Source organism: Brachybacterium tyrofermentans, assembly GCF_039526165.1.
Taxonomy (GTDB): Bacteria; Actinomycetota; Actinomycetes; order Actinomycetales; family Dermabacteraceae; genus Brachybacterium; species Brachybacterium tyrofermentans.
The window spans coordinates 1-4,691 of sequence record NZ_BAAAIR010000008.1; the positions used below are offsets into that span (position 1 = coordinate 1).

The 4,691-nt window shown below is 54.6% G+C and carries 2 rRNA genes; both read right to left on the minus strand.

From position 1 onward, the window contains the following. Positions 1-2,665 (minus strand): 23S ribosomal RNA (locus tag ABD093_RS02960); the annotation flags it as partial. A gap of 379 nt (positions 2,666-3,044) precedes the next feature. Beyond that, positions 3,045-4,563: ribosomal RNA gene (locus ABD093_RS02965) — 16S ribosomal RNA — on the minus strand. Between the last annotated feature and the right edge of the window lie 128 nt (positions 4,564-4,691).

The following is a 4,691-nucleotide window of genomic DNA, read 5'->3' on the forward strand; positions in this document are numbered from 1 at the left end:
GAGGTGCCAAACCATGCCGTCGATATGAGCTCTTGGGCAAGATCAGCCTGTTATCCCCGGGGTACCTTTTATCCGTTGAGCGACACCCATTCCACAATGGAGTGCCGGATCACTAGTTCCTGCTTTCGCACCTGCCCGACATGTCTGTCTCGCAGTCAAGCTCCCTTGTGCACTTACACTCAACACCTGATTGCCAACCAGGCTGAGGGAACCTTTGAGCGCCTCCGTTACTCTTTAGGAGGCAACCGCCCCAGTTAAACTACCCATCAGACACTGTCCCTGATCCGGATCACGGACCGAGGTTAGGAATCCAGAACGACCAGAGTGGTATTTCAACAATGACTCCACACTCACTGGCGTGAATGCTTCCAAGTCTCCCACCTATCCTACACAAGCCGTCCCGAACACCAATATCAAACTATAGTAAAGGTCCCGGGGTCTTTCCGTCCTGCTGCGCGTAACGAGCATCTTTACTCGTAATGCAATTTCGCCGAGTTCGCGGTTGAGACAGTGGAGAAGTCGTTACGCCATTCGTGCAGGTCGGAACTTACCCGACAAGGAATTTCGCTACCTTAGGATGGTTATAGTTACCACCGCCGTTTACTGGGGCTTAAATTCTCAGCTTCGATCCGAAGATCTAACCGGTCCTCTTAACCTTCCAGCACCGGGCAGGCGTCAGTCCGTATACAGCGTCTTACGACTTCGCACGGACCTGTGTTTTTAGTAAACAGTCGCTTCTCCCTGGTCTCTGCGGCCCTCGGAGCTCTCACTCCTCGGGCCCCCCTTCTCCCGAAGTTACGGGGGCATTTTGCCGAGTTCCTTAACCACGATTCTCTCGAACGCCTTGGTATTCTCTACCTGATCACCTGAGTCGGTTTAGGGTACGGGCGACCGTATTCGTCACGCTGGAACTTTTCTTGGCAGTACAGGATCACTCACCTACGCCCATACGGGATCCCCATCACGTCTCACCCAATACGGCACAGCATTACCTGTGCTCGGGCTGCTCGCTTAGACGGACTATTCCATTAAGTCCGCGGAAGCTACCTCTCTGCGTCATTCCTCGCGCTGACCTACTACAACCTTGGTTCCCAGCCTCACCAACCTCCACACCCCGAAGGGTATGGGGAAAGCTCGGGTGGTTAGCATCGACTGCCTCGGTATGGGTCCTCCTACGATCGGTTCGGGAATATCAACCCGATGTCCATCGACTACGCCTGTCGGCCTCGCCTTAGGTCCCGACTAACCCAGGGCGGATAAACCTAGCCCTGGAACCCTTGATCAATCGGCGGACGGGTTTCTCACCCGTCTTTCGCTACTCATGCCTGCATTCTCACTCGTACAGCCTCCACCACTGGGTTCCCCCGCGGCTTCGCTGGCTGCACGACGCTCCCCTACCCATCCAGACACACAGTCTGAATGACACAGCTTCGGCGGTGTGCTTGAGCCCCGCTAAATTGTCGGCGCAAAATCACTTGACCAGTGAGCTATTACGCACTCTTTCAAGGGTGGCTGCTTCTAAGCCAACCTCCTGGTTGTCTCAGCAACTTCACATCCTTTTCCACTTAGCACACGCTTAGGGGCCTTAGCTGATGTTCTGGGCTGTTTCCCTCTCGACCATGAAGCTTATCCCCCACAGTCTCACTGCTGCGCTCTCACGTACCGGCATTCGGAGTTTGGCTAAGGTCAGTAACCCGGTGGGGCCCATCGCCTATCCAGTGCTCTACCTCCGGAACGAAACACGCAACGCTGCACCTAAATGCATTTCGGGGAGAACCAGCTATCACGAAGTTTGATTGGCCTTTCACCCCTATCCACAGGTCATCCCCTCCATTTTCAACTGAAGTGGGTTCGCGCCTCCACGCGGTCTTACCCGCGCTTCACACTGCCCATGGATAGATCACTTCGCTTCGGGTCTAGAGCCGGCGACTGAACGCCCCGTTCAGACTCGCTTTCGCTACGGCTACCCCACACGGGTTAACCTCGCCACCGACCACTAACTCGCAGGCTCATTCTTCAAAAGGCACGCCGTCACCCCTCAAGGCTCCGACGGATTGTAAGCGCACGGTTTCAGGTACTATTTCACTCCCCTCCCGGGGTGCTTTTCACCTTTCCCTCACGGTACTTGTCCGCTATCGGTCAAGAAGTAGTATTTAGGCTTACCAGGTGGTCCTGGCAGATTCACACCAGATTTCACGGGTCCGGTGTTACTCGGGAACAGCGTCACGCCGCATGTCAGTTTCGTCTACGGGGGTCACACCCTCTACGCCGTCGCACTCAACACGACTTCGACTACCAACACACGTACACGTCGAACCGCCGGCAGACGGTTCAGACACGTCCCACAACCCCCAACCTGCAACCCCTGCCGGGTATCACACAGATCAGGTTTAGCCTCATCCGATTTCGCTCGCCACTACTCACGGAATCACTATTTGTTTTCTCTTCCTGAGGGTACTGAGATGTTTCACTTCCCCTCGTTCCCTCCACACCACCTATACATTCAGTGGCGGGTACCGCGACATGACTCGCGGTGGGTTTCCCCATTCGGACATCCTCGGATCACAGCTCTGTTGTCAACTCCCCGAGGCTTTTCGCAGACTCACACGTCCTTCGTCGGCTCTTCTTGCCAAGGCATCCACCGTGCGCCCTTTAAAACTTAGGCAACACACAAAGACACAAAATCTTTAAAATTGCTTACAATGATGCTCGCGTCCACTATGTAGTTCTCAAGAAACAACCCCACACCAACCACCCAGCCGCATAAGCAGCCCAGATGACCAGGGAGGACCAGCCACACACCCCACAACACCCCTCACCAAAGCAAGGAACCCGTAGGGACTGCGTGCAGCCTCATAACCCAATAGCGTGTTTCCACCTCAAACCCTCCAGCACACCCCTCGTTCCAGACACCCACAAGGGACGTCGTACTAGAGAGCCATACCGGCTGATGAAGTGCCTATTCGTTGATGTTCCACCCTTGAGCAACCATCCCCACCACACTCGGGCAGGAAAATGGCAACCATAATGGTTATGCTCCTTAGAAAGGAGGTGATCCAGCCGCACCTTCCGGTACGGCTACCTTGTTACGACTTAGTCCCAATCACCAATCCCACCTTAGACAGCTCCCTCACGAGGATGGGCCACTGGCTTCGGGTGTTACCGACTTTCGTGACTTGACGGGCGGTGTGTACAAGGCCCGGGAACGTATTCACCGCAGCGTTGCTGATCTGCGATTACTAGCGACTCCGACTTCATGGGGTCGAGTTGCAGACCCCAATCCGAACTGAGGCCGGCTTTTTGGGATTCGCTCCACCTCACAGTTTCGCAACCCATTGTACCGACCATTGTAGCATGCTTGAAGCCCAAGACATAAGGGGCATGATGATTTGACGTCGTCCCCACCTTCCTCCGAGTTGACCCCGGCAGTCTCCTATGAGTCCCCGCCATAACGCGCTGGCAACATAGAACGAGGGTTGCGCTCGTTGCGGGACTTAACCCAACATCTCACGACACGAGCTGACGACAACCATGCACCACCTGTGAACCAGTCCGAAGAAAGCCACATTTCTGCAGCCGTCCGGTCCATGTCAAGCCTTGGTAAGGTTCTTCGCGTTGCATCGAATTAATCAGCATGCTCCGCCGCTTGTGCGGGCCCCCGTCAATTCCTTTGAGTTTTAGCCTTGCGGCCGTACTCCCCAGGCGGGGCACTTAATGCGTTAGCTACGACGCGGAAAACGTGGAATGTCCCCCACATCTAGTGCCCAACGTTTACGGCATGGACTACCAGGGTATCTAATCCTGTTCGCTACCCATGCTTTCGCTTCTCAGTGTCAGTAATGGCCCAGAGACCTGCCTTCGCCATCGGTGTTCTTCCTGATATCTGCGCATTTCACCGCTACACCAGGAGTTCCAGTCTCCCCTACCACACTCTAGCCTGCCCGTACCCACCGCACGCCCGAGGTTGAGCCTCGGGTTTTCACGGCAGACGCGACAAGCCACCTACAAGCTCTTTACGCCCAATAATTCCGGATAACGCTTGCGCCCTACGTATTACCGCGGCTGCTGGCACGTAGTTAGCCGGCGCTTCTTCTGCAGGTACCGTCACTTTCGCTTCTTCCCTACTGAAAGAGGTTTACAACCCGAAGGCAGTCATCCCCCACGCTGCGTCGCTGCATCAGGCTTTCGCCCATTGTGCAATATTCCCCACTGCTGCCTCCCGTAGGAGTCTGGGCCGTGTCTCAGTCCCAGTGTGGCCGGTCGCCCTCTCAGGCCGGCTACCCGTCATCGTCTTGGTGAGCCATTACCTCACCAACAAACTGATAGGCCGCGAGTCCATCCCTCACCGAAAAACTTTCCAACAACCACCATGCGGCGGAAGTTCATATCCGGTATTAGCCACAATTTCTCGAGGTTATCCCGAAGTGAGGGGCAGGTTACTCACGTGTTACTCACCCGTTCGCCACTAATCAGACCAGGCAAGCCCGGTCGTCATCGTTCGACTTGCATGTGTTAAGCACGCAGCCAGCGTTCATCCTGAGCCAGGATCAAACTCTCCATGAAAATACATAGAAAAATCCTGACAAAAAAACAAACAACTAGCATTTTACTGCTATATCATCCGTTAAAATTTGCCATCAAAATAATGGCATCAACAAATAAACACGCTATTGAGATATCAAACAACACGC